This window comes from Pseudoalteromonas sp. SR45-5 (assembly GCF_014163565.1).
In the GTDB taxonomy this organism is placed as follows: Bacteria; Pseudomonadota; Gammaproteobacteria; order Enterobacterales; family Alteromonadaceae; genus Pseudoalteromonas; species Pseudoalteromonas distincta.
This window is the reverse complement of record NZ_JACJDN010000968.1, coordinates 1-926: the sequence shown is the minus strand read 5'-3', so window position 1 is coordinate 926 and position 926 is coordinate 1. Positions and strand designations below refer to the sequence as shown.

The following is a 926-nucleotide window of genomic DNA, read 5'->3' as shown; positions in this document are numbered from 1 at the left end:
ACGTCCTCGGATTTGTAACCTTTTTAATCGTGTATTTTTACTTAGGCTATAAGCAAACAGTGAGTCCCTATAAACAAGCCTTTTTAGTTATGGCGGTTTATTGGTTTATTAATCTAAGTGTCGGTGCCTTACTATACATTTTATTAGAGATATCAATGGAGCCTTTAGTATATTTGGTTTCGGCTTTGCTGCATGTTATTGCTGTTTTATTAGGGACGTTACTTGGGGTTCAATTACGTAGTAAAATAATTAAGCATAATAAAAAATCGTAAAGCAGAACATAAACAGCTGGTTTTTGCTTTTTTCACCCTAACCTTAGATAACAACTTTATGGCCTATTTATTCGGCATAAGTAAAAAGGAATTTGAATTTGCTATTCGATTGGTTTAGCTCTGAAAAGCCGAATGTTTATTTGAGATCGTTAGCTGTAGCTAATAACAGCCATTTTTCTAAAATAGAGTCGTTTTTTTATATAACGGGGGATTACCTACAAGATCATATGCACAAGAAGCTTGAAGATATTTTTTGTCTTCACAGTATTTCGTCTATTAAAGAGCCTAAAAAGTCAGATATTGGTTTAGATGTTGTTATAGTTACTTTGCATGGTGGTGATGCATTCACTATAGATTTTGATACAGCTATTATTCCGCTATTTTGGCGACCAAAAGTTAAGTTAGTATCGCGCTTGTATAATATTAAACACAATAAGACGATTAAAACGTTCAGCGTTTCTAAATCTGTTACGTGGCGCGAATTCATAGCTAAAAAATTTAGCTTAAGAGGCTTTTTTCGTTGGGGTCCTTTGTACCATAACGAAGACATGGAAATACTGTTGTATAAAGCATGCTACGAGTTATTAAATAAAATGCGAAAGGCTATTTAACCAGTAGCCAATAAGAATAATTAAAATAAGATAAAAAAAAAAT

General features: G+C 32.7%; 2 protein-coding genes. Both read left to right on the top strand.

Annotation, left to right across the window (positions count from 1 at the left end):
• Nucleotides 1-272 (top strand): hypothetical protein (locus H5072_RS20975; protein ID WP_220488757.1); only part of this gene is annotated, 272 nt, incomplete at its 5' end.
• 98 nt (nucleotides 273-370) lie between these two features.
• Nucleotides 371-883 (top strand): hypothetical protein, encoded by a 513-nt coding sequence (locus H5072_RS20405; protein WP_182694631.1) that lies wholly within the window; start codon nucleotides 371-373, stop codon nucleotides 881-883.
• Nucleotides 884-926 lie beyond the last annotated feature (43 nt).